This is a genomic window from Pseudomonas sp. NPDC087612 (genome assembly GCF_044743505.1).
GTDB lineage: Bacteria > Pseudomonadota > Gammaproteobacteria > Pseudomonadales > Pseudomonadaceae > Aquipseudomonas.
The window spans coordinates 488399-508961 of the sequence record NZ_JBIUWO010000002.1 but is presented as its reverse complement, the minus strand read 5'-3'; the positions used below and the strand labels follow the sequence as shown (position 1 = coordinate 508961).

Sequence of the window (20563 nt, the reverse complement as noted above, 5' to 3'; positions counted from 1 at the left end):
TTCTTGTTCGGTTCAGGCCGCCCGCGGGGTCAGGCCGTGCAGGTCGATTGACGGCGCGCGACCCGCGATCAGTTCGGCCAACAGCTGGCCACTGGCGCAGGCCAGGGTGAAACCCAGGGCGCCATGGCCAAGATTGAGCCACAGGTTGCGGTACGCCGTGGCCCCGAGCAACGGTACGCCGCTGGGGGTGGCCGGGCGCATGCCGGCCCATTCGCGGGCCTGGGCGTAGTCGGCGGCATCGGGCAAGGTCGCCCCGGCCAACTGGCGCATGCTGGCCAGCCGTGCCGGATCGAGCGATTCATCAAAGCCGACGATGTCGACCATGGCGGCGACGCGCAGTTGGTCATCGAGGCGGGCATAGACGATTTTGCGGTCGTAGTCGGTGATGCTTACCTGCGGCGCCCGCTGCCCGGCCTTGATCGGTGCGGTCAGGCTGTAGCCCTTGAGCGGATAGATCGGCAACTGCAGCCCCGGCAGGCCGAGGCTGGCGCTGCGGTGCCCGGCGCACAGCACCAGGCGCTCCACCGGCACGACCTGCTCGCCCAGCTCCAGCGCCTGCACTACCCCACCACTGTGGCGGATGCGCGTCACTGCCTGCCCGAGCATCAGGCGGCAATGCCCCGACGCCTGCAGGCGCTCGACCAGGGCCAGGCAGAAACGATGACAATCGGCGACCTCTTCATCCGCGGTGAACACCCCGCCAATGAACGGCGCATCGGCCAGGGCCGGTTCCAGCGCGCGGATCTCCTGCGCATCCAGCACCTGCTGGCCCTGCGGGTCGAGCAGGTGCTGGCGGGCATGGGCAAAGGTTGCGCGATTACGAAAGGTCACCAGCTTGCCATTGCGCCGCCAGGCAAAGCCGTCCAGGCCATCGTCCTCGCGCCATTGCTTGAGCGTACCCTGGCTGTGCAAGGCCAGGCGCAGCAGATGTGCGGCATTGGTGCGATTGACCGAACTGCGACACGCCGCCATGAACGCGCCCATCCAGCGCCACTGCGCCAGGTCCAGGCGCGGGCGTAACTTGAGCGGTGACTCGCTGCGCAGCAGCCAGCCCAGCGCCTGCAACGGCACCCCGGCATCGGCCAGCGGCGCGACATAGCGATACGACAACTGCCCACCATTGGCAAAGCTGGTGCCGCCCGCCAGGCCCTCGCGTGCCTCGACCAGATCGACGGCAAAGCCTTCGCGCACCAGCGCGTAGGCCGTTGCCAGACCAATCACGCCGCCGCCGATCACCGTTACCCGCTGTGCCATGTGCTTTCATCCGCCAATCTGAAGGCCTTCAGACTAGGCCCGGTGACAGCCTGACGATAATGAATAAAAATGGGCAGACCATAAACAAAGGTTATGGGCTACCCCATGCGCTTGCGTCATATCGAAGTGTTCCAGGCCATCCGCCAGACTGGCTCCATCAGCGGCGCCGCGCAGTTGCTGCACGTCACCCAGCCGGCGGTGTCGAAAATACTCCAACACGCCGAAGCGCAGCTGGGTTTCCCGCTGTTCCTGCGGGTGCGCGGCAAGTTGCAGATCACCCCCGAGGCCCTGGCCCTGGAACGCGAAGTCGACAAGGTCAGCGACAGCGTTGAAGGGGTGCGGCGCCTGGCCGCCAGCCTGCGCCGGCAACCGGGCATGAGCCTGCGCATCGGGGCGACGCCGGCGCTGGCCCTGGCGTTGTTTGCGCCGGTGATCCGCCAATGGGCCGAGCGCCACCCGCAGTCCGAATGCGAACTGTCGAGCCTGCACAGCCGCGAGCTGGTGCAGCAGTTGCTGATGCGCGAAATCGATGTCGCCCTGACCTTGCGCCACCCCGAACACCCCGGCCTGAATGTCCAGCCCCTGGCCCACGGCAAGCTGGTGGCACTGGCCCCCAAAGGCTACTGGAGCGCAGACAGCCAGGGCTTGGCGCTGGCAGTTGAAGAACTGGCCGATGCGCCCTTGATCGGCCTGAGCAGCAGCGACCCGCTGGCCGCCCAGGTCGGCCAGTACCTGAAGAACCTTGAGCCGGCGCCGCGCACCAGCATCCGGGTGCAGACCTACTCCCTGGCCCGGGCCATGGTCGAATCCGGAGCCGGGCTGGCCTTGATCGATCCGTTCACCGCCCAAGGGTCGGCGCAAACGCTGGTGCGGCCGTTGGATCCGGCCTTGCCGATTACCCTGTACGCCCTGACCCGCGCCAACGAAAGCCAGCCGCACACGCTCGACGACCTCTTGCAACTGTTCAGCGAACGGGCCGAAGAACAGATCGCCCACGTCAGCCGCGCGTCTCGCCTTGAAAAGCGCTGACAAGCAGCCCATCCTTGCGCCCCCACCTTTGCAAGGATCGCAGTATGGTTCGACTTTTCATTGCGTTTGCCGCGCTGTTCGCCAGTGCCACCGTCCTGGCCGTGCCGCCCGTGCACGTCTATCGCGGCACCCAGGGCGACACCGCCATTGAAGTCGCCCTGACCTACGACGCCCAGCACAAGACCCTCGAGGGTTACTGGCTTGATAAACAGCGCCAGTGGCTGATCCCGCTTGAGCGCACGCCCCATGACTATCGCTTGCCGCTGTTGATCAACATCTTCAACAACCCGGAGCTGCCGTCCGCTGCGCTACTGATTCAGCCGTTTGCCTTCAGCCACGACCGCGAGCTGACCGGCACCCGGGTTGATCTGCGCAACCGCGAACGACAGGCGCTGGCGCTCAAGCGCGTGACCCGCTTCAGCGACCGTCAGGATTCGTCCTGGCAGGGCGAACTGCTGCAACTGCCGCTGGACGGCCGCCGGCTATTTCGCGTGCATGCACACAAGGCCGCCGGCGAGTATGTCGGCACCATCGATCGCATCACTGTCCTCGATCGCACCAGCGGCCAGCCGGTGCAGGTCATCGATAACCTGGCGCTGTTTTTCCAGGGCACTGCGAGCCTGAGTTTTGCCGACTTCAACGCTGACGGTATGACCGATTTCAAGGCCATCCCGGTCGGGCAATTGGCCAGCGGCGGTGCTGCAGGGCAAGACCCGCAGTACTACGTGTATCAAGCCGACAGCAATCGCTATGAGCTCAAGACCGAGCAACAAGCCAGGGAGCGCAACCAATGAACACCTTGGGCAAATGCCTGCTGGGCGCCGGGTTGCTCGGCCTGAGCCTGGGCGCCCAGGCTTACCAGTCCGTTTACCAGGGCACCCTGGGCAAGCAGGCGATCACCCTGGTGATCGAGAAAACCAATGACTACAAGCACGGTTTCTACTTTTACGACCGCTACCGCACGCCGATCCGCCTCAAGCGCTCGGTCAACGCCGGCCGCCAGTTGTTCATGGACGAACTGGACGGCGCCGGTCTGCCCACCGCTCGGCTGAAGTTCTACAACCCCGATGACAACGCCGCCACCCAGCCGATACTCGGCACTTGGACGGCCTACGCCAATGCCCGGCAGCTTCCCCTGGAGTTGCGCCTGGTAGCGGACTTCGGTCATCAACAGGTCTGGCCTGCCGGCACTGCGGCACTGCCCCAGGCGGCCTCTACCGAGCGTTTCTATTTCCAGATTCCGCTGGCCGATGACCACGACCGGGTGAAGACCATCGAGGTCATCGACAAGGCCAGCGGCAAGCGCGTGCAAACCCTCGACGTAGGCCTGCCCGGTTGCTACAGCCAGGGTATCGACAGCGTCAAGGTGCGTCTTGAAGGCGGCAGTACCCAGGTGCTGCTGGAAGCCAACAGCTATTGCCTGGGCAAGGTGTTTGAATGGCGCGAGGCCAAGGGGCAGTTCGAAGCGCTGAACTGAGTGTCAGCTCGGGCAGCTGTGCTCGCCGTTGTTCAGGCCCTGCTTGTAGTTGCGGCTGAGCAGGCTGGCCTTGCCGTCGTGCCAGGTCAGGGTCAGTACGTACATCGAGTCGAAGTCCTCGCCGTCCCAGTCGTCGGTGATCACCCGTTTTTCACCGAGGGCCTTGCCGGCCACGGTGTTGATCAGTTCCGGCAGGTAGCCGTGGGACCAGGCGGTATAGACGGTGGCGTTGCGGTACTTGTCCTGCAGCAGTTCGTCGGCCAGATCGCCGGTATCGTTGGCGCCGAAGTCGATGTTCACCGGCAGGCCGAGCTTGATGGCACTGGGGCTGATGGTCATCAGCGGGCGGATATAGCTGTAGGCGTCGTCGTTGCTGCCCTCTTCGACGTGCCGGGACGGGTTGGCCGCGAACACATAGTCGGCCTTGCCGAACTTCTCCGGCAGCAAGGTGGCCAGGTCCAGGGCGCGGTTCAGGCCCTGGCAGTTGAGCTGCCCCAGGCCCTCGCCGGGCTTTTCGGCATGACGCAGGAACACCAGGGTCTGCACACCGTCCACAGGTGCTGCGCGGCTTTCCAGCGCCTCGACGGCCAGCAGGCCGACACCGGCAAGCAGGGCAAGGGACAACGCAGCGTGACGGTGACGCTTGAACAGGGAGGGCAACTTCATAGGGCTCTTCACAGCAAAAAGGGTTGAGGCTGACCCGCCTGTGCCACCCCGCGGCCGAAGCCGCGGGGGGATCCCTGTCTGATGCTCCATCCGTGGAATCGGGCATGCTTCAGAGTGCAAGAATGCCATTTGGTTCGATCCCTGAGCGCTCGGCCCTGAGCCAGAGCTACTGTAGCGCCTTGATGTTGCTGAATTAAGACCGACGGCGCTCAATCGTCGCGGGTAAGGACTTCGAGCAGCTCGATCTCGAAGGTCAGGTCGGAGTTGGGCGGGATCTTGCCCATGCTGCGCTCGCCATAGCCCAGGTGCGCCGGCACCAGCAGTTTGCGTTTGCCGCCGACCTGCATGCCCATCAGGCCCTGGTCCCAGCCCTTGATCACCCGGCCGCTGCCTATCACGCACTGAAACGGCTTGCCGCGGCTGTGGGAGGAGTCGAACTCCGTGCCGTCGGCGAGCCAGCCGGTGTACTGGGTGGTGATCAGCGCGCCCTTGACCACGGCCTTGCCGTCGCCTGGCTGGATATCGATGATTTGCAGTTCGCTGCTCATGCTTGACCTCGTTGAAGCGGGATATACCTTTGGTGGCCAGCGTTTTCGCAGGGTTGGCGAGGTTTTGCAAGGCCAGCGATCAAGCTTGGGCAGTCACCACCACCCTGCCCGGCTCGTGCTGGCGCATCGACCAGCAGACGCCGCCGATCACCAGGACAATCGCCAGGCCCTCCAGCAGGCTCGGGCCGCTTTGACGCCAGATGAAGGCGTAGAGCAAAGCGAACAGGGTCTCGAAGACGATCAACTGGCCGCTCAACGTCACTGGCATGCGCTTGGACGCGGCATTCCACAGCAGCGCCGCCAGCCACGAGCCGAACACCGCGCAACCCAGGCTGTACAGCCAGAACAGCGTCCAGCGCTCAGGCGCCGCCTCGACCTGCAACTGCGCCGGCTGCCACAGTGCCAGCAGCGCCACCAGCACCAGGCTCAACACGCCGGTCATCACCCCGTTGAGCACCGACCATTGATGGCTGTCGAAATGCCCGCACTGCTTGAGGTAACGGCTGTTGTGCACCGCGTACCAGGTCCAGCAGGCCAGCGCGCCGAGGGCATACAGCACCCCGGCCAGTTTGTCGGCCACCGCTCCCGGCTCAAGGGCAAAGGTCTGCAGGTTGATGCACAGCATGCCGGCCAGGATCAGGCCCAGCGGCAGCAACAACTGGCGCAGCGCCACCCCGCCGCTGTCGTGACGGCCATACAGGGTGATGGTCAGCGGCAGTACGCCGACAATCAACGACGCCGGCGCTACACCCAGGCGCTGGATCGCCGCCACCAGGCAGATGAAGTACAGCAGGTTGCCGATCAGCGCCAGGCGCCCGATCATCCACAGGTCGCCCAGGGTCAGGCGTGCGAGGGCCTTGCGCATGGGAATCGCCAGCACCAGGGTCACCAGGCCGAACAGCACGAAACGCGCGCAGCTGAGCAGCACCGGGCTGAACTCCGGCAACAGCTGCGGCACCATCAATACCAGCCCCCACATCGCACCGGCTACCCCGGCATACGCCACACCCCGTTTCACGCGCCTGCTCCTGATCTAAGAAGAGCGCAGGCTAACGCCTGGACAGCGCCCGGACAAAAGATCATTCGGCATGCAGGCATTCCCTGCAGGAATACCTTTCACGCTGAAAGCATCGACCTTATGATTCAGACATTCCCCAGACCGGACCGTCACATGAGCCGCTTCAGCCGTCACCTGCCGCCCCTGGACACCCTGATCGCGTTCGAGGCAGTGGTGCGTACCGGCAGCTTTACCCGCGCGGCCAGCGAGCTGTACCTGACCCAGAGCGCGGTGAGCAAACAGATCAAGCTGCTGGAACAGCACCTCGGCGCGCTGCTGTTCGAGCGCCGCGCCCGGGGCATCGCATTGACGGCGGCCGGCGACGGCTTCAATGCCATCGTCGAGCCCATGCTGGAAAGCCTGCTGGCCAATGTGCTGCGTCTTAAAAGCGGCCACGGCAGCCGCAACGTCAGCGTCATCTGCACCCATGCGGTGGCCCAGTACTGGTTGTTTCCGCGCCTGCTGCGCTTCAACGAACAGCACCCGGAGCTGACGGTGAACATTCATGCCAGCAACGAAATCAGCGAAAGCGATATTGGCAATTACGACTTCGGCATTCTCTATGGCCATGGCCACTGGAGCTCGCTCAAGGCCAGCAAGTTGTTCGATGAGGCCATCTACCCGATCGCCAGCGTCAAACGTGCCCTGCCCGCTGTGCAGTCACTGAGTGCGTTGCAAGCCTTGCCGTTGATCCAGCTGGATGCCTCGGCCTGGAACTGCCTGGACTGGCAGGACTGGTTCGGCCATCAGGGCTTGCGCTACCAGGCGCCGGCCAATGCGGTGACCTTCAACCAGGTCAACCTGGTGTTCGATGCGGTGATGCAGGGGATGGGCGTGGGCCTTGGCTGGGAGTTCATGGCCCGCGAGCGGATCGACAACGGCCTGATCCGCCAGGTCTCGGAGTTTGTCGTGCACACCGGGCAAGCCGACTACCTGGTGCACGACAAACAGGCCCTGCGCTCGCCGGCGGCGCAGGTGTTCGAGGACTGGTTGCTGGCGCTTAGCTGAACATGGCCTCAACTTGCGCCGCGGTCATTTCTTCAGTCTGGTTGGCGAAGCAGTAGTAGCCCGGCTTTTTGTCGACATACACCTGCAGATCGAACACCCAGTCGGTGTCACCCTCAAGTACACCCACCGACACCGCGTCGAAATTGCCGGATTTCAGCCGGTACAACAGGTGCGTGCCACAGGCGCCGCAGAACCCGCGCTGGGCCCAGTCGGAGGAGTCATGGAACACCGGCTGGCCGCGGGTGAACTTCACCGGCTGCGCGCAGTGCACCGACAAAAACGGCCCGCCGCCCCACTGCCGGCACATGCCGCAATGGCAGGCGTTGACGCTGGCTGTCTCAAGGCTGACGCTGAGTTTGACGGCGCCGCACAGGCAGCTACCGTGTTTTTCCAGGGACATGATCAAGGCTCCTTGCTGGGAGAAGAGCCGGCAAGTCTAGCAGCTGTCAGGCCGTGACCGGGGTCAGCACCGGCTCGCCGGCAAAAAACGCCTGCAAGTTGCGTAGCACCAGTTGCACGGTGTCGCGCGCCGCTTCCGGCGACTGGCCGGCGACGTGCGGGGTCAGCACTACCGTGGGCAAGGCCTTGAGGGCTTCGGGCACTGCCGGTTCGTCATCGAACACATCGAGCCCGGCACCGGCGATCACGCCGTTTTCCAAGGCATCGACCAGGTCCGCCGTGCTGACGACGCTGGCCCGGGCGATGTTGACCAGAAAGCCCTCTGCCCCCAGCGCTTCAAGCACCGGCTTGTCGATCAACTGGCGAGTAGCGGCGCCGCCCGGGGTGGCGACAATCAGAAAGTCCGATTCCCGGGCCAAGGCCAAAGGGCTGTCGCAATAGTGATAAGCGACGTCGCTACGCGGCGTGCGGTTGTGGTAATTCACCGGCATGTCGAAGCCCTGCGCCGCCCGCTTGGCGATTGCCAGGCCGACCGCGCCGAGGCCGAGAATGCCCAGGCGCTTGCCGCTGACCGACGGGCTGATCACCCGGTTCCACTCGCCACGGCGGGTCGAGGCATCGGCGCGGGGAATATCGCGCACCACCGCCAGCAGCAAGGCCATGGCATGGTCGGCGACCGCCGTGGCATTGGCGCCAGCGCCGTTGGTCACGGTAATACCCCGGGCAGCAGCGGCCGCAAGGTCGACCTGCTCGTAACCGGCACCGATCACGCAGATGATTTTCAAGGCGGGCAACGCGGCCATTTCATCGGCGTACAGGCCCAGCGGACCCCGGGTCAGCACTGCATCTATCTGGCTGCCATGGCGGGCAATGGCCTCGGCGCGCAAGGCCGGGGTCTGCGCGCGGATCAGGCGAAAGCCGTTGTGTTCCAACAGGGGAAGGTAGCCGTCGACCGTTTCTACCAGCACCAGTACCGTCTGTGTCATGCCTTGCTCCCGGGCTATTGGCGAGGGGGCATTATGCGCAGCTCAGGTTACTGGGCGAAAGCCCGGCCCAGACCGCCTGGCACGCCACTGCTGTCGGTTTCCTGCCAGGGGCCGTTGAGGTTGGTCGACCAGCTCCAGCCGTTGTTCCAGCGGTAGTAGGTGCGCTGGCGATAGAAGGTGTTGGTCTTGCCGTCGAGCACATACACGCCCAGGCGCGGGTCCCAGTGGCTGGCGCCACCGGGCGGAGGCGCAAAGCTCGGTGAGGTACGCTGCACTGGCTTGGGCACCGGGGTCACGGCCGGCTTGCTTGGCACCGCGCCCGGCTTGGGCGCAGGCTTGCTGCCCGGGCCCGGTGGCAGGGTTTCGATTGGCGGCGCGGTGGGTTCGGAGGGCTGGTGAACGGTACATGCACTCAAGCCCACAACCAGGGAAAGAAGGGTCAGGCGTGCGATGCTGTTCATAGTCGGTCTCTTACTGGTCCGGGCTGTCGATGGTCAGGTACTGCGCAGCGGTCGTGCTGCTGGCCAGCGGAGCACCCTTGCCAACCCATTCGCCCTGGGTCGGCTGGCCAGCGCGAGAGATGCGCGCAACCAGTTGGACTTCAGGGAAGCTCGACAGTTTCATGTTCGGCATCATCGCGTCGCTGTCGCTCAGCTCGACCTCGATCGGCAACTGCGCCACGGTTACCCGCTTGGCCGCCAGCGGCATCGGCGGGCCGGAACTTGCACGGGCAAAGATGAATACAGTGTCATCGGCCTTGACCTTGTCCTTGAGCGCCGCCGCAAGCTCGACCCGAACCTTCAGGCGTGCCGTGCCCTGCTCGGCAACTGCCGGTGCGGCCTTGCCCTCGCCGGCCTTGAGCTTGTCGCTGGCGCGCTCGATACCGCCCTGCAACGCTGCCCGCGAGGCGTCGCCCTCGGGCAGTTGCGCCAGCAGGCGGTTCCAGTAATCGATGGCTTGCTGGTAATGCTCGGCCTCGAACGCAGCGATGCCCAGCAGGCCAAGGCTGGTGACTTCGTTGGGGTCGGCCTTGAGCGCTTCGTCGGTGAGGGCCTGCAATTGCCCGCTCCATTGCTTGTTGTTGGCAAAGTACAGCGCCTGCGCCCACTGCCCGAGCAGCTCCGGCTGGCGCCCGGCAACCGCGGCGGCACGCTCGAAGACGTTGGCGGCGTCGGCCGGACGCTCCTGGGCCATGTAGGCACGGCCAAGGAAGTACAAGCCTTCGGCCGAATCCGGCTGGGCCTTGACGGCCAGCTCCAGGCGGCGGGTCATTTCTTCCATGGACTGCGGCGCCTTGGCGAACTGCTGGGTCAGCTCGACCTGCTCGCTGGCACCAAAGTGCAGGTACAGGCCCAGGCCCATCAGCGGCACCAGCACCGCCGCCAGCAGCGGCAAGGGTTTGCCCAGGCGGCCCAGGCGCTGCGGTTCAGCGCCCTCGGTGTCTGCCAGCAGCTCGCGCGCGGCCTCGTCGCGGCCCTTGCCGAACTGCTCGGCATCGAGCACCCCGGCGGCCTGCTGGCTTGCCAGTTCGGCGACGCGCTCCTGATACAGGGCGACGTTGAGGGCGGTACGGTCTTCTTCCTGTTGCGCACGACGGCCGCGCAACACCGGGATCAGCAAAAAGCTCAGGGCCACCAGCAACAGCAGGCCTGCAGCAAGCCAGAAATCAGTCATGGGTCTGTTCTTTGTCCAGCAATTTGGCGAGGCGCTCACGCTCCTCGGACGAAAGGTCGGCGTTGCCTGCTGCCGCCTGGCCACGGCGCTTGCGCACGATCAGCGCGAGCACGGTGAAGCCGCCCAGCAGCAACACGCCAGGGCCAAACCAGAGCAGCCAGGTGCGGGCGCTCAGGGCCGGTTTGTAGCGGACGAAATCACCGTAGCGATCGACCATGAAGTCGATGATCTGCTGATTGCTCTGGCCCTCGCCGAGCATGCGGAAGATCTCCCGGCGCAGGTCGGCGGCAATCGGTGCGTTGGAGTCGGCGATGTCCTGGTTCTGGCACTTGGGGCAGCGCAGTTCCTTGGTCAGCTCGTGATAACGCGCGCGTTCCGCCTCATCGGCAAACTGGTAGGTATCGATCGCCGCCTGGGTTACCCCGGCCAGGCTCAGGCCGAGCACGGCGGCCGCCAGCCAGCGCTTCATGGCTTGGCCTCATCGACCAGGCTCTGGTACTGCGGCGCCAGTTGCTCGCGCCAAACGGTCGCGTCAACCACCCCGACGTGCTTGTAGCGGATGACGCCCTTGGCATCGATCAGGAAGGTTTCCGGCGCGCCATAAACACCCAGGTCCAGGCCCAGGCTGCCCTGCTCGTCACGGATGTCGAGCTGGTAGGGGTTGTGGAACTCGGCCAGCCACTTCAGTGCGGCGGCGTTGTCGTCCTTGTAGTTGACGCCGTGGATCACCACGCCCTGCTCGGCCAGCTTGTTCAGGTACGGGTGCTCGACCTTGCACGACGGGCACCAGGTGGCCCAGACGTTGACCAGCGCCGGCTTGCCGAGCAGGTCGGCCTCGGTCAGCGGCTTGCCGTCGACCGATTGCAGGGCAAAGGCCGGGAACGGCTTGCCGATCATCGCCGAGGGCAGTTCGCTCGGGTCGAGGAACAGCCCGCGGTAGAGAAACACCGCCACCAGCAGAAACACCGCCAGCGGCAGCACCATGATCCAACGCTTCATGCAGTAGCTCCAGACATGCCCAGTGCCTCACGCACACGGGTTTTGACCTTGACGCGATAGCGACCATCCAGTGCCGCCAGCAAACCGCCCAGGCCGGTCAGCAGGCCGCCCAGCCAGATCCAGCGCACAAACGGCTTGACGTGCACCCGCACCGCCCAGGCGCCGTTATCCAGCGGCTCGCCGAGGGCGACGTAGAGATCACGGGTGAAACCGGCATCGATGCCGGCTTCGGTCATCATCGACTGCTGCACGGTGTACAGGCGTTTTTCCGGGTGCAGCACGCTGATCTCACGACCGTTTTCGACCACCCGCACGGTGCCCTTGTCGGAGGTGAAGTTCGGCCCCTCAAAATGCTTGGCGCCCTCGAAGATGAACTGGTAACCGGCCAGCTCCACCGACTCGCCCGGCGCCAGGCGCAGGTCGCGTTCGGCGCTGTTGTTGCTCGACAGCACCACGCCCAGGGCGCACACCGCCAGGCCCAGGTGGGCGACGTGCATGCCCCAGTAGCTGCGGTTGAGGCCGCGCAGGCCCTTGAACAAGCCTTTGTGGCGGGTCTTGTCGAGGATGTCGCGGGCCCCGGCCAGGACAATCCACGCAGCCAGGGCAAAGGTGGTCAGCACCTGCCAGTCAAAGTCATCCACCAGCAGGCCGCCGATCGGCGCCAGCACGGCGCTGGCGATCAGCACCGGGGTGAGCATGCCCAGCAGCCATTTGCTCGGGGTGTCTTTCCAGCGCACCAGCACGCCCACCGCCATGACCACCATCAACAGCGCCATCAACGGGATGAACAGCGCATCGAAGTACGGCGGGCCGACCGACAGCTTGGCCCCGGTCAGGGCATCGAGAATCAGCGGGTAAAGGGTGCCGAGCAGGATCATCGACGCCGCCACCACCAGTATCAGATTATTGGCCAGCAGCAGGGTTTCCCGCGACCACAGGGCAAAGCCGACCTGGCTCTTGACCACTGGCGCGCGCAGGGCGAACAGGGTCAGCGAACCGCCGACCACGAACAGCAGGAAGATCAGGATGAAGATGCCGCGCTCAGGGTCGGAGGCGAAGGCATGCACCGAGGTCAGTACCCCGGAACGCACCAGGAAGGTACCCAGCAGGCTCAGGGAGAACGCGGCAATGGCCAACAGCACCGTCCAGCTCTTGAACACGCCGCGCTTCTCGGTGACCGCCAGCGAGTGAATCAGCGCGGTGCCGACCAGCCAGGGCATGAACGAGGCGTTCTCGACCGGGTCCCAGAACCACCAGCCGCCCCAGCCCAGCTCGTAATAGGCCCACCAGGAACCGAGGGTGATGCCGATACCGAGGAAGGCCCAGGCGACGATGGTCCACGGCCGCGACCAGCGCGCCCAGGCGGCGTCCAGGCGCCCGCCAAGCAAGGCGGCGATGGCGAAGGCGAAGGCCACCGAGAAGCCCACGTAGCCCATGTACAGCATCGGCGGGTGAACGATCAGGCCGATGTCCTGCAGCAGCGGGTTGAGGTCGGCGCCGTCACTCGGCATCTGCGGCAGCAGGCGCTTGAACGGGTTGGAGGTGATGATCAGGAACGACAGGAAGCCGACGCTGATCATGCCCATCACCGCCAGCACCCGCGCCAGCATCACCTGCGGCAATTGCCGGGAGAAGATCGACACGGCAAAGGTCCAGCCGCCGAGGATCATCGCCCACAGCAGCAGCGAGCCCTCGTGGGCGCCCCACACAGCGCTGAACTTGAAGTACCAGGGCAAGGCGCTGTTGGAGTTGTTGGCCACATAGGCGACCGAGAAGTTGTCGGTCATGAAGGCGTGGGTCAGGCAGGCGAAGGCGAACGCCAGAAAGGCGAACTGGCCCCAGGCGGCCGGGCGCGCCAGGCTCATCCACAGGCTGTCGCCGCGCCAGGCGCCGAGCAGCGGGATGGTGGCCTGGACACAGGCGAAGCAGATCGCCAGGATCATCGCCAACTGGCCCAGTTCAGGAATGATCAGTGCCGCATTCATGGCTTGGCTCCGGCATCGGTGGCGACCTGGCCGCTTTCCTTGAGGGCCTTGGTGACCTCTGGCGGCATGTATTTCTCGTCGTGTTTGGCCAGCACTTCATCGGCCACTACCACGCCTTCGGCGTTGAGCTTGCCCAGGGCGACGATGCCCTGCCCTTCGCGGAACAGGTCGGGGAGGATGCCGCGGTAGGTGATCGGCACCGATTTGTTGAAGTCGGTGACCACGAAGCGCACGTCCAGCGAGTCGCCGGAGCGTTGCAGCGAGCCTTTCTCGACCATGCCGCCAGCGCGGATGCGGGTGTCCAGCGGCGCTTCGCCGTTGGCGATCTGGGTCGGGGTGTAGAACAGGTTGATGTTCTGTTGCAGGGCACTCAGGGCCAGGCCCACGGCAATGCCAATCCCGGCCAGCAGGCCGAGGATGATGAACAGACGCTTTTTACGCTGCGGATTCACGGTTTGTTCTCCCGGCGCAGACGGCGCGCCTGTTCTTGCAAATAACGGCGCTTGGCGCGCACCGGCGCGGCGACGTTGAGGGCCAGCACCAGCAGGCAGATGCCGTAGGCCGACCAGACGTACAGGCCGTGATGGCCCATGGCGAGAAAATCACTGAAGGAGGCAAAGCTCATCGCGCCATCTCCCGACCCAGGCTGTTCAATACCTCCTCCTTGACCCAGCTGGCGCGCGCCTCGCGCTTGAGCACTTCAAGGCGCATGCGCAGCAACAGCACGGCGCCGAAGAAGCAGTAGAAACCCAGCACCGTCAGCAGCAGCGGCAGCCACATCTCGGCGGGCATCGCCGGCTTTTCGGTGAGGGTGAAGGTGGCGCCCTGGTGCAGGGTGTTCCACCACTCCACCGAGTACTTGATGATCGGGATGTTGATCACCCCGACGATGGCCAGCACCGCGCAGGCCTTGGCCGCGCTCTCACGATTGCTGATGGCATGGCTCAGGGCAATGAGACCGAAGTACAGAAAAAGCAGGATCAGCATCGACGTCAGTCGCGCATCCCAGACCCACCAGCTGCCCCAGGTCGGCTTGCCCCAGATGGCGCCGGTGACCAGCGCCACGGCGGTCATCCACGCGCCGATGGGCGCCGCGCATTGCAGGGCGACGTCGGCGATCTTCATCTTCCACACCAGGCCCACCACCCCGGCCACCGCCAGCATCACGTAGCAGGACTGGGCAAGCATCGCCGCCGGCACGTGGATGTAGATGATCCGGAAGCTGTTACCTTGCTGGTAATCCTGGGGCGCGAAGGCCAGGCCCCAGACAACGCCGATGCCGATCAGCAGGATGGCGGCAATCGCCAGCCACGGCAGCATCCGCCCGCTGATGGAATAGAACCATTTGGGTGAACCCAGTTTGTGAAACCACGTCCAGCTGATTGCGCTGCTTTTCATCACGGTACATCCAGGGTCTTTGCTGGGCTGGGCCCAGACCTCATTATTCGCCGACGCTGATCTTCAGGCCAGCCGCTATTGCAAAGGGTGCCAGAGTTACTGCCAGGGCGGTCAGGCTGCCAAGCCAGAGCAGATAACCGGTCGCCGGCATAGCTTGCAGTGCCGCCTGCAAGGCGCCACTGCCCAGGATCAATACCGGGATATATAACGGCAAAATAAGTAGCGCCAGCAGCAGGCCGCCACGTTTCAAGCCGACTGTCAGGGCCGCACCCACGGCGCCCAACAGGCTCAGTACCGGGGTACCGAGCAAGAGCGATGCCAGCAGTACCGGCAGGCACGCCGCAGGCAAACCTAGCATCAGTGCCAGCAAGGGTGCCAACAATACCAGTGCCAGGCCGGAAAAGGCCCAGTGTGCCAGCACTTTCGCCAGCACCAGAAGAGGCAGGGGGTGCGACGAAAGGACCCACTGTTCGAGCGAGCCATCCTCGAAATCACTGCGGAAAAGCCCGTCCAGCGAGAGCAGAACCGATAAAAGCGCTGCCACCCAGACCAGCCCCGGAGACAAGGTTTGCAACAATTGAGTCTCGGGTCCGACCGCCAACGGGAACAGCGCAACGACGATGGCGAAGAACACCAGCGGGTTGGCAAGCTCGGCGGGACGTCGGCACAACAGGCGCGCTTCACGGCGCAACAACAGCACAAAGACACTCATGCGGCCCACTGCCCCAGGTTCAGTTCACGGTAACCGGACGGCTTGCGCTCCAGCGTGTGGTGGGTGGTCAGCACGACCATGCCGCCCTGCTCGCAATGGCCGGCCAGGTGCGCTTCGAGCTGGGCCACGCCCTGTTTGTCGAGGGCAGTGAAGGGTTCGTCGAGAATCCACAGCGGCGGGCTGTCCAGGTACAGCCGGGCCAGGGCCACGCGGCGTTGCTGGCCGGCCGACAGGGTGTGGCAGGGGACGTCTTCGAAGCCGCGCAGGCCGACCGCTTCAAGGGCCGTGCGGATGGCCGCCGGCGCTGCCGGGCGATGCAGAGCGCAGAGCCAGGCGAGGTTCTCTTCGGGGCTGAGGACATCCTTGATGCCGGCGGCGTGGCCGATCCACAGGAGGATCCGCGCCAGCTCGTTGCGCTGCTCGGCCAATGGCTTGCCGCTGACTAGAATCTGCCCGGCGGTCGGGCTCATGAGCCCGGCCATCAGGCGCAACAGGCTGGTCTTGCCACTGCCGTTGGGGCCGCTGATCTGCAGCATGTCGCCTGCGCCCAGGTGCAATTCGAGGTTTTCGAAGAGCATTCGCCAGTCGCGCTCGCAGGCCAGGCCCACGGCTTGGAGATGAGGGGTCACGGTTTCGCCTTATGCTTGGGATGCCTGTCTCAAGTCGGTCCCGGCCTTGCCGTTATACTGGCAACGACGATGTGGCCCGGCCGCGCTGATCGCCAAAGATCGGGCGGCATTATACATGTGATGTCCTACTGCAAAGAGGGCTATTTCAACAGGTTGCGAGCGGATGACAGGCGAAATCAACAACCTCGGCACACAGATTCCGGCCAGCCCGCAGCTGCGCTCGGCGATGACCGGCGAACTGCTGCGCCTGCTGCAACCGCAGCAGGCCCTGCTGGCCCCGGGCGAAACCGCCAAGGCCGAGGTCTTGGCCCTGCGCCAGGTCGGCCAGGACTTCCAGATGCTGCTCAAGCTGACCCAGGACAACGGCAAGCAAACCAATGTCCAGGCCAGCAGTACCCTGCCCCTGGCCCAGGGCAGCCAGCTGGCGGTCACCCAGAGCAGCAATGCCAACCTGAGCATTACAGTGCAGCAAGCCATCGCCAGCAGCGTCGCCACCCTGACCCGCATCGACACCCGCGAGCTGCCGGTGGGCACCCTGCTGCAAGGCAAGGTCGTTACCAGCCAGGCATTGCCGGCAAACGCCGGCCAACTGGCGCAGTTTCGCTCGCTGGTCACTTTGCTCGGCGGCCCGCAGGCTGGCGCCACCCTGGCCATCGACAGCCCGCGCCCGCTAACGGTGGGCAGCTTGCTCAGCGCCCGGGTGCAGGGCGATCAGTCGCTGAGCTTCGTGCCGCTCAGCGGCCGCCAGGAGCAACTGGCAATCAGCCAGCAACTGAGCAGCCAGCAGAGTCGCCAAGCCTCACTGCAGGGTTTGCTCAGCGCCCTGCAGCAGGTGCGCAGCGATAACAATCAGCCCGCCGAGGTACGCGTCAACGTCGACAAGTTGCTGGCCAGCCTGCCGGATGTGCGTCAGCTCAGCGACCCTAAAGGCCTGGCCCAGGCCCTGAGCAACAGCGGCGTGTTTCTTGAGGCCAAGCTGCTGGCCGGGCTGCCCGCGACACTCGCACCTGACCTCAAGGCGCAGGTGACGCGCCTGGTGGCGCAACTGCTGCCGGGGCTGCCGGGCAACGCCACCTTCAACCCCGCCGCGGCCGCCAGTACCCTGGCCCAGGTCATGCCCGGCATGGTCCGCAGCGCCCTGGGCATGCTCGGCCAGGTCAGCCCGCGGCCACAGCCCGGCGGCTTCCCCCTGCCCTCACGGTCATTGCCAAGCCAGGATGGGGAAGGCGACCTCGAGCACCTGTTGCGCCTGGCCGCCTCAGCCATCTCGCGCCTGCAAAGCCATCAGTTGGCAAGCCTTGAGCAGACCGGCACCACCGCCGATGGCAACCTGCAAACCACCTGGCAACTGGAAATCCCCCTGCGCAACGGTCAGGACTTCATGCCGCTGCAAATGAAGCTGCAGCGCGAAGAAACCCCGGAGCAGCAAAGCGACCCGGAACGTGAGCGTCGCGATCCTCTGGAAATGCTCTGGCGCATTGAGCTGGCCTTCGATCTCGATCCACTGGGGCCACTGCAGGTGCAGGCGCAAATCACCCAGGGCAGCCTGTCGAGCCAGCTATGGGCCGAACGGCCGAGCACTGCGCAATTGATCGAAAGCCAGCTTGGCAACTTGCGCGAACGCTTGCTGGCCCGTGGCCTGAACGTTACCGAACTGCACTGCCATCACGGCACACCGCCCCAGGGGCCGCGTACGCACCTGGAACAACGATGGGTGGATGAACAGGCATGAGCGACAAGAACCCACGCCAGGCCATCGCCCTGACTTACGACGGTCAGCAGGCCCCGACCCTCAGCGCCAAGGGCGACGACGAGCTGGCCGAGGCAATCCTGAAGATTGCCCGCGAGCATGAAGTGCCGATCTACGAGAACGCCGAACTGGTGCGCCTGTTGGCGCGCATGGAACTGGGCGATCAGATCCCCGAGGCCCTGTACCTGACCATCGCCGAAATCATCGCTTTTGCCTGGCAGCTCAAGGGCAAGGTGCCGGTGGGGTTTGTCGACGAGGGGCCGCAGGAGCGCGATATCACCCCTACCGACCTGAGATTGCCGGGTACCTGAAAGCATCGCGGGGCAAGCCCGCTCCCACACAAGGTGTAGGAGCGGGCTTGCCCCGCGATTGATTCACTGCAACCCTCAGCTGCGGTGCAACTTGCTCATCAACTCCGCCTCAGCCTGGGTCAAACCACAGGACTGGGTCAGCTCATCGACGCTGGCACCCATGCCCACCAGCCGCGCCGCTTGCGCAAACGACAGGCTGTTGGGGTCACGCTGCTCCAGTTGCAGGAGCTTGTCCGGCAAGGGCGCAACCACCGCGCGCAGCTCGTGCAGGGCTTCGCCCATACGCACGCTGCCGTTCTGGTAGTCGTCCAGGCTTTTGGCCAGGTCCTTGATGCGCTGGTCACGCACGGCATCGCCCTGGGCCTGTTGCGCGGCCAGCTCGCGCTGGCGCTTGCTGTAGTTCAGGAAGAACCACAGGCTGACCGCCCAGAGCAGCGCCAGAAATATGACTGCAACCTCGAGGATCAACTCAGATGTTCTCCAGCTCGGACCACTCTTCCTCGGTCATCATCTTGTCCAGCTCGACCAGAATCAGCAGTTCGTTGTTCTTGTTGCACACGCCCTGGATGAACTTGGCCGATTCTTCGTTGCCGACATTCGGCGCGGTCTCGATTTCCGACTGACGCAGGTAAACCACTTCGGCAACGCTGTCGACCAGAATGCCGACCACTTGCTTGTCGGCTTCGATGATGACGATACGGGTGTTGTCGGTGATCTCGCTGGACAGCAGGCCGAAGCGCTGGCGGGTGTCGATCACGGTGACCACGTTACCGCGCAGGTTGATGATGCCCAGCACGTAGCTCGGGGCACCCGGGACCGGGGCGATCTCGGTGTAGCGCAGGACTTCCTGCACCTGCATCACATTGATGCCGTAGGACTCGTTGTCCAGCTTGAAGGTCACCCACTGCAGGATCGGATCTTCGGAACCTTGTGCAGACGATTTTTTCATTCCCCTATCCCTCAAATTCCGCCATCGGCGGTGTGCTCAGTGCGGTCGCGGCAGATGCGGCCGATTATTTATGGGTGTTGTGCAGTTGCTTGACTGCGCCGCTGGCGATCAACTCGGCCAGCTCGGCGACGTCGAGCAACGCGCACATGTGTTCAATCACGGTGCCGGCCAGCCATGGCCGCTGGCCACGCTGGCTGCGCCACTTGATCTCGTTGGGGTCCAGGCGCAGCGAACGGCTGACCTGATGCACCGCTAGGCCCCATTCGTAGCCCTGGACCGAAATCACGTACTGCAGGCCCTGACGAAAGTCGTCCCGGTAACGGTCGGGCATGACCCAGCGGGCGGTGTCCAATACCTTGAGGTTGCCGCTCTGGCTCGGCAGGATGCCAAGGAACCAGTCAGGCTGGCCGAACAGTGGTGTCAGTTCATGGCCGGCCAGCGAGTAGATCGAGCCCAGGCACACCAGCGGTACCGCCAGGGTCAGGCCGGCAACATCGAACAGCAGGCATTCGAACGGCTCGGCGGCCCAGGCCGGACGGCCATCGATGGTGGCCGGCGGTACCGGTTGATTGGGCGCCGGCGGCAGGTGCACGTCCACCAGCGGCTCGACCGGTGCAACCTGGGCAACCTCAGGCACTTCGACCACAGGCTCCAGCACGGGCTCGACAACCGCTGGCAAGGTCAGCGGCAATACCGGCCGAGATGGCTCGGCAAACGGCCGTGGTTCGGGTTTTACCGCGGCCTGGGCCGCCACCTGGGCATCACGGGCCTGCTCTTCGCGCACAGCCGCCTGGAATTCGTCGGGCTCAACCGAAACTGGCAGCACTTCGTCGAGTTCTTCGGTGGCCTCCTGCAGCAAGCCATCGAGGTAGCTCTGCAGGGCCATCTGCGGCCGGCTGGCAAGCTGTTGAGGACGATTCATCAGGCCACCTGCAAGGCAAGGTTCTGCGTCAGCAGGTGCTTGAGCAAGGCGCGGTAAGCCACCACGCCGCGGCTTTTGCCGTCGAACTGCGAGGGTGTCAGCCCAGCCCGGCTGGCATCACGCAGGCGCGTGTCGACCGGGATGTAGCCTTGCCAGATATGCTCGGGGTAAGCGTCGCGCAGCACCCGCAAGGTACCCATCGAGGCCTGGGTACGGCGGTCGAACAGGGTCGGCACGATGTGGTAAGGCAAGGCCTGCTTGCGCGAGCGGTTGACCATCGCCAGGGTGCTGACCATGCGCTCCAGGCCCTTGACCGCCAGGTACTCGGTTTGCACCGGGATCACCAACTGCTGGCTGGCCGCCAGGGCGTTGACCATCAGCACGCCGAGCAACGGCGGGCTGTCGATGATGGCGTAGTCGAAATCCTGCCAGAGCTGCGCCAGAGACTTGGCGATCACCAGGCCCAGGCCACTCTGGCCCGGCGACTGGCGCTCAAGCACGGCCAGGGCGGTGCTCGAGGGCAGCAGCGAGATTTTCTCGTCGCTGGTGGGCAACAGCAATTGCCCGGGCAAGCCCTCGGGCACCGTGCCCTTGTGCAGGAACAGGTCGTAGCAACTGTGCTCCAGCGCATCGGGGTTGTGCCCGAAGTAGCTGGTCATCGACCCGTGCGGGTCGAGGTCGACGACAACCACGCGCTTGCCCGCCTCGGCCAGCAGGCCGGCCAGGGCGATGGACGTGGTGGTCTTGCCGACTCCACCTTTTTGATTGGCTACTGCCCAGACTCTCATTGCGTTGCTTCCTCCCGGTACG

26 protein-coding genes are annotated in these 20563 nt (G+C 64.8%); 6 read left to right on the top strand and 20 right to left on the bottom strand.

Translation table 11 applies throughout. The features are described from left to right. Positions 1-12: 12 nt before the first annotated feature. Positions 13-1254 (bottom strand): D-amino acid dehydrogenase, encoded by a 1242-nt coding sequence (locus ACIOVF_RS06045; RefSeq protein ID WP_401288173.1) that lies wholly within the window; start codon positions 1252-1254, stop codon positions 13-15. Between the two features lie 105 nt (positions 1255-1359). Here ACIOVF_RS06045 and ACIOVF_RS06040 point away from each other — a divergent pair, with 105 nt between their 5' ends. The 3 genes from ACIOVF_RS06040 to ACIOVF_RS06030 are packed head-to-tail and all read left to right on the top strand — an operon-like array spanning position 1360 to position 3760. Continuing rightward, the gene (locus ACIOVF_RS06040) at positions 1360-2283 is read left to right on the top strand and encodes a LysR family transcriptional regulator (RefSeq protein WP_213602043.1); all 924 of its coding nucleotides are present in this window, start codon (positions 1360-1362) and stop codon (positions 2281-2283) included. Positions 2284-2327: 44 nt separating this feature from the next. Next, on the top strand, positions 2328-3077 hold the full coding sequence (locus tag ACIOVF_RS06035; protein ID WP_401288170.1) for a hypothetical protein: 750 nt from the start codon (positions 2328-2330) through the stop codon (positions 3075-3077). Continuing rightward, on the top strand, positions 3074-3760 hold the full coding sequence (locus ACIOVF_RS06030; RefSeq protein ID WP_401288167.1) for a hypothetical protein: 687 nt from the start codon (positions 3074-3076) through the stop codon (positions 3758-3760). The genes ACIOVF_RS06035 and ACIOVF_RS06030 overlap by 4 nt, the downstream gene beginning before the upstream one ends. 3 nt (positions 3761-3763) lie before the next feature. Here ACIOVF_RS06030 and ACIOVF_RS06025 read toward each other — a convergent pair whose 3' ends face one another. The 3 genes from ACIOVF_RS06025 to ACIOVF_RS06015 form a co-directional block, all read right to left on the bottom strand. Beyond that, positions 3764-4426, bottom strand: a complete 663-nt coding sequence (locus ACIOVF_RS06025) for a hypothetical protein (protein WP_045200362.1) — start codon at positions 4424-4426, stop codon at positions 3764-3766. 209 nt (positions 4427-4635) lie between these two features. Continuing rightward, entirely contained in the window at positions 4636-4974 is a 339-nt protein-coding gene (locus ACIOVF_RS06020; RefSeq protein ID WP_401288164.1) for an FKBP-type peptidyl-prolyl cis-trans isomerase, read from the bottom strand. A gap of 79 nt (positions 4975-5053) precedes the next feature. Next, positions 5054-5992, bottom strand: coding sequence for a DMT family transporter (locus ACIOVF_RS06015; RefSeq protein ID WP_258610104.1), 939 nt, complete (start codon positions 5990-5992; stop codon positions 5054-5056). Positions 5993-6145: 153 nt separating this feature from the next. Between ACIOVF_RS06015 and ACIOVF_RS06010 the strand changes: the two genes are divergently transcribed. Beyond that, complete coding sequence (locus ACIOVF_RS06010) at positions 6146-7039, top strand: LysR substrate-binding domain-containing protein (RefSeq protein ID WP_045200356.1); 894 nt, start codon at positions 6146-6148, stop codon at positions 7037-7039. Here the strand turns inward: ACIOVF_RS06010 and ACIOVF_RS06005 are convergent. From ACIOVF_RS06005 to ccmA, 12 genes are read right to left on the bottom strand one after another with little or no spacing between them, the layout of a single operon-like run. Next, on the bottom strand, positions 7032-7439 hold the full coding sequence (locus ACIOVF_RS06005) for a GFA family protein (protein WP_401288160.1): 408 nt from the start codon (positions 7437-7439) through the stop codon (positions 7032-7034). The genes ACIOVF_RS06010 and ACIOVF_RS06005 overlap by 8 nt on opposite strands. Before the next feature lie 46 nt (positions 7440-7485). Then, positions 7486-8424 carry a 2-hydroxyacid dehydrogenase gene (locus tag ACIOVF_RS06000; protein ID WP_401288157.1) on the bottom strand — a complete coding sequence of 313 codons (939 nt, stop codon included), beginning with the start codon at positions 8422-8424 and terminating at the stop codon, positions 7486-7488. A gap of 47 nt (positions 8425-8471) precedes the next feature. Then, complete coding sequence (locus ACIOVF_RS05995) at positions 8472-8885, bottom strand: lipoprotein (RefSeq protein ID WP_045200350.1); 414 nt, start codon at positions 8883-8885, stop codon at positions 8472-8474. Positions 8886-8895: 10 nt separating this feature from the next. Continuing rightward, complete coding sequence (ccmI, locus tag ACIOVF_RS05990; protein ID WP_401288154.1) at positions 8896-10098, bottom strand: c-type cytochrome biogenesis protein CcmI; 1203 nt, start codon at positions 10096-10098, stop codon at positions 8896-8898. Continuing rightward, on the bottom strand, positions 10091-10567 hold the full coding sequence (locus tag ACIOVF_RS05985; protein WP_045200346.1) for a cytochrome c-type biogenesis protein: 477 nt from the start codon (positions 10565-10567) through the stop codon (positions 10091-10093). The genes ccmI and ACIOVF_RS05985 overlap by 8 nt, the downstream gene beginning before the upstream one ends. Further along, positions 10564-11097, bottom strand: a complete 534-nt coding sequence (locus tag ACIOVF_RS05980; RefSeq protein WP_045200344.1) for a DsbE family thiol:disulfide interchange protein — start codon at positions 11095-11097, stop codon at positions 10564-10566. The genes ACIOVF_RS05985 and ACIOVF_RS05980 overlap by 4 nt, the downstream gene beginning before the upstream one ends. Beyond that, entirely contained in the window at positions 11094-13067 is a 1974-nt protein-coding gene (locus ACIOVF_RS05975) for a heme lyase CcmF/NrfE family subunit (protein ID WP_176794336.1), read from the bottom strand. Before ACIOVF_RS05975 ends, ACIOVF_RS05980 begins: the two co-directional genes overlap by 4 nt. Before the next feature lie 11 nt (positions 13068-13078). Then, positions 13079-13534 (bottom strand): cytochrome c maturation protein CcmE, encoded by a 456-nt coding sequence (ccmE, locus tag ACIOVF_RS05970; protein WP_045200340.1) that lies wholly within the window; start codon positions 13532-13534, stop codon positions 13079-13081. Continuing rightward, on the bottom strand, positions 13531-13707 hold the full coding sequence (gene ccmD, locus ACIOVF_RS05965) for a heme exporter protein CcmD (RefSeq protein ID WP_038996352.1): 177 nt from the start codon (positions 13705-13707) through the stop codon (positions 13531-13533). The genes ccmE and ccmD overlap by 4 nt, the downstream gene beginning before the upstream one ends. After that, positions 13704-14480: a heme ABC transporter permease gene (locus ACIOVF_RS05960; RefSeq protein ID WP_038996353.1), complete on the bottom strand. Its 777-nt coding sequence runs from the start codon at positions 14478-14480 to the stop codon at positions 13704-13706. Before ACIOVF_RS05960 ends, ccmD begins: the two co-directional genes overlap by 4 nt. A gap of 43 nt (positions 14481-14523) precedes the next feature. Further along, positions 14524-15192: a heme exporter protein CcmB gene (gene ccmB / locus ACIOVF_RS05955; RefSeq protein ID WP_026001415.1), complete on the bottom strand. Its 669-nt coding sequence runs from the start codon at positions 15190-15192 to the stop codon at positions 14524-14526. Further along, a complete protein-coding gene (gene ccmA, locus ACIOVF_RS05950; RefSeq protein ID WP_123568059.1) occupies positions 15189-15821 on the bottom strand; it encodes a cytochrome c biogenesis heme-transporting ATPase CcmA in 633 nt (210 codons plus the stop codon). The genes ccmB and ccmA overlap by 4 nt, the downstream gene beginning before the upstream one ends. A 163-nt stretch (positions 15822-15984) precedes the next feature. Here ccmA and ACIOVF_RS05945 point away from each other — a divergent pair, with 163 nt between their 5' ends. Both ACIOVF_RS05945 and ACIOVF_RS05940 read left to right on the top strand, forming a co-directional pair. Continuing rightward, positions 15985-17553, top strand: coding sequence for a flagellar hook-length control protein FliK (locus ACIOVF_RS05945; RefSeq protein ID WP_045200336.1), 1569 nt, complete (start codon positions 15985-15987; stop codon positions 17551-17553). After that, entirely contained in the window at positions 17550-17882 is a 333-nt protein-coding gene (locus tag ACIOVF_RS05940) for an EscU/YscU/HrcU family type III secretion system export apparatus switch protein (protein ID WP_045200334.1), read from the top strand. Before ACIOVF_RS05945 ends, ACIOVF_RS05940 begins: the two co-directional genes overlap by 4 nt. Before the next feature lie 75 nt (positions 17883-17957). Here the strand turns inward: ACIOVF_RS05940 and ACIOVF_RS05935 are convergent, their stop codons facing one another. The 4 genes from ACIOVF_RS05935 to ACIOVF_RS05920 all read right to left on the bottom strand — a co-directional run bounded on the left by ACIOVF_RS05935 (position 17958) and on the right by ACIOVF_RS05920 (position 20541). After that, the gene (locus ACIOVF_RS05935) at positions 17958-18350 is read right to left on the bottom strand and encodes a DUF2802 domain-containing protein (RefSeq protein ID WP_038996358.1); all 393 of its coding nucleotides are present in this window, start codon (positions 18348-18350) and stop codon (positions 17958-17960) included. A 1-nt stretch (position 18351) separates the two neighbouring features. Beyond that, positions 18352-18831: a chemotaxis protein CheW gene (locus ACIOVF_RS05930; RefSeq protein WP_010225041.1), complete on the bottom strand. Its 480-nt coding sequence runs from the start codon at positions 18829-18831 to the stop codon at positions 18352-18354. A gap of 64 nt (positions 18832-18895) precedes the next feature. Continuing rightward, complete coding sequence (locus ACIOVF_RS05925) at positions 18896-19753, bottom strand: CheW domain-containing protein (protein WP_045200332.1); 858 nt, start codon at positions 19751-19753, stop codon at positions 18896-18898. Beyond that, a complete protein-coding gene (locus ACIOVF_RS05920) occupies positions 19753-20541 on the bottom strand; it encodes a ParA family protein (protein ID WP_045200330.1) in 789 nt (262 codons plus the stop codon). Before ACIOVF_RS05920 ends, ACIOVF_RS05925 begins: the two co-directional genes overlap by 1 nt. Between the last annotated feature and the right edge of the window lie 22 nt (positions 20542-20563).

What these genes read in the sequence shown, in the direction of transcription:
- ACIOVF_RS06045 (WP_401288173.1), bottom strand. Translation starts at nt 1,254, where the DNA reads ATGGCACAGCGGGTAACGGTGATCGGCGGCGGCGTGATTGGTCTGGCA.
- ACIOVF_RS06040 (WP_213602043.1), top strand. Translation starts at nt 1,360, where the DNA reads ATGCGCTTGCGTCATATCGAAGTGTTCCAGGCCATCCGCCAGACTGGC.
- ACIOVF_RS06035 (WP_401288170.1), top strand. Translation starts at nt 2,328, where the DNA reads ATGGTTCGACTTTTCATTGCGTTTGCCGCGCTGTTCGCCAGTGCCACC.
- ACIOVF_RS06030 (WP_401288167.1), top strand. Translation starts at nt 3,074, where the DNA reads ATGAACACCTTGGGCAAATGCCTGCTGGGCGCCGGGTTGCTCGGCCTG.
- ACIOVF_RS06025 (WP_045200362.1), bottom strand. Translation starts at nt 4,426, where the DNA reads ATGAAGTTGCCCTCCCTGTTCAAGCGTCACCGTCACGCTGCGTTGTCC.
- ACIOVF_RS06020 (WP_401288164.1), bottom strand. Translation starts at nt 4,974, where the DNA reads ATGAGCAGCGAACTGCAAATCATCGATATCCAGCCAGGCGACGGCAAG.
- ACIOVF_RS06010 (WP_045200356.1), top strand. Translation starts at nt 6,146, where the DNA reads ATGAGCCGCTTCAGCCGTCACCTGCCGCCCCTGGACACCCTGATCGCG.
- ACIOVF_RS06005 (WP_401288160.1), bottom strand. Translation starts at nt 7,439, where the DNA reads ATGTCCCTGGAAAAACACGGTAGCTGCCTGTGCGGCGCCGTCAAACTC.
- ACIOVF_RS06000 (WP_401288157.1), bottom strand. Translation starts at nt 8,424, where the DNA reads ATGACACAGACGGTACTGGTGCTGGTAGAAACGGTCGACGGCTACCTT.
- ACIOVF_RS05995 (WP_045200350.1), bottom strand. Translation starts at nt 8,885, where the DNA reads ATGAACAGCATCGCACGCCTGACCCTTCTTTCCCTGGTTGTGGGCTTG.
- ccmI (WP_401288154.1), bottom strand. Translation starts at nt 10,098, where the DNA reads ATGACTGATTTCTGGCTTGCTGCAGGCCTGCTGTTGCTGGTGGCCCTG.
- ACIOVF_RS05985 (WP_045200346.1), bottom strand. Translation starts at nt 10,567, where the DNA reads ATGAAGCGCTGGCTGGCGGCCGCCGTGCTCGGCCTGAGCCTGGCCGGG.
- ACIOVF_RS05980 (WP_045200344.1), bottom strand. Translation starts at nt 11,097, where the DNA reads ATGAAGCGTTGGATCATGGTGCTGCCGCTGGCGGTGTTTCTGCTGGTG.
- ccmD (WP_038996352.1), bottom strand. Translation starts at nt 13,707, where the DNA reads ATGAGCTTTGCCTCCTTCAGTGATTTTCTCGCCATGGGCCATCACGGC.
- ACIOVF_RS05960 (WP_038996353.1), bottom strand. Translation starts at nt 14,480, where the DNA reads ATGAAAAGCAGCGCAATCAGCTGGACGTGGTTTCACAAACTGGGTTCA.
- ccmB (WP_026001415.1), bottom strand. Translation starts at nt 15,192, where the DNA reads ATGAGTGTCTTTGTGCTGTTGTTGCGCCGTGAAGCGCGCCTGTTGTGC.
- ACIOVF_RS05945 (WP_045200336.1), top strand. Translation starts at nt 15,985, where the DNA reads ATGACAGGCGAAATCAACAACCTCGGCACACAGATTCCGGCCAGCCCG.
- ACIOVF_RS05940 (WP_045200334.1), top strand. Translation starts at nt 17,550, where the DNA reads ATGAGCGACAAGAACCCACGCCAGGCCATCGCCCTGACTTACGACGGT.
- ACIOVF_RS05930 (WP_010225041.1), bottom strand. Translation starts at nt 18,831, where the DNA reads ATGAAAAAATCGTCTGCACAAGGTTCCGAAGATCCGATCCTGCAGTGG.
- ACIOVF_RS05925 (WP_045200332.1), bottom strand. Translation starts at nt 19,753, where the DNA reads ATGAATCGTCCTCAACAGCTTGCCAGCCGGCCGCAGATGGCCCTGCAG.
- ACIOVF_RS05920 (WP_045200330.1), bottom strand. Translation starts at nt 20,541, where the DNA reads ATGAGAGTCTGGGCAGTAGCCAATCAAAAAGGTGGAGTCGGCAAGACC.